The organism is Haloarcula sp. Atlit-47R (assembly GCF_003665985.1).
Classification (GTDB): Archaea; Halobacteriota; Halobacteria; order Halobacteriales; family Haloarculaceae; genus Haloarcula; species Haloarcula taiwanensis.
Genome location: NZ_QPLQ01000104.1, coordinates 1 through 434 on the forward strand (window position 1 = coordinate 1; position 434 = coordinate 434).

Annotated in this window: 1 pseudogene; it reads right to left on the bottom strand. The window is 63.4% G+C overall.

The features are described from left to right. A pseudogene (locus DVK00_RS21080) lies at positions 1-434 on the bottom strand (preprotein translocase subunit SecY); the annotation flags it as partial.

Consider the following 434-nt stretch of genomic DNA (forward strand, 5'->3'; position numbering starts at 1 on the left):
TCCATGAGCTGTTCCTCCGCGATCTCCTCGTACAGCTTGTACGTGATGGAGACCGTAAGGAGCAGCCCCGTCCCGGAGACTGCGCCGATGGTGCCGAGCATGTTCGCCATGACGGCGAGCAGGCCGACGAGCGCGCCACCGATGACGGTCACTTGCGGGATGTACCGCTCCATGACCTTCTCGATGACCTGCGGGTTGCGTCGGAACCCGGGAATCTGCATCCCGGAGTTCTGAATCTGTCGCGCGGTCGATTCCGGACCCATACCCGTCGTCTCGACCCAGAATATCGCGAACACCGCGCCACCGACGATCATGAAGACCAGGTCGATGAGCACGCGGATGGCGATGTCGAGCGGGTCGGCCGACGTGAGCCCGAGGAACCACATCCAGTCGGACCGCGACTGGATGGGCGCGAGGTAGTAGAACAGGCCACC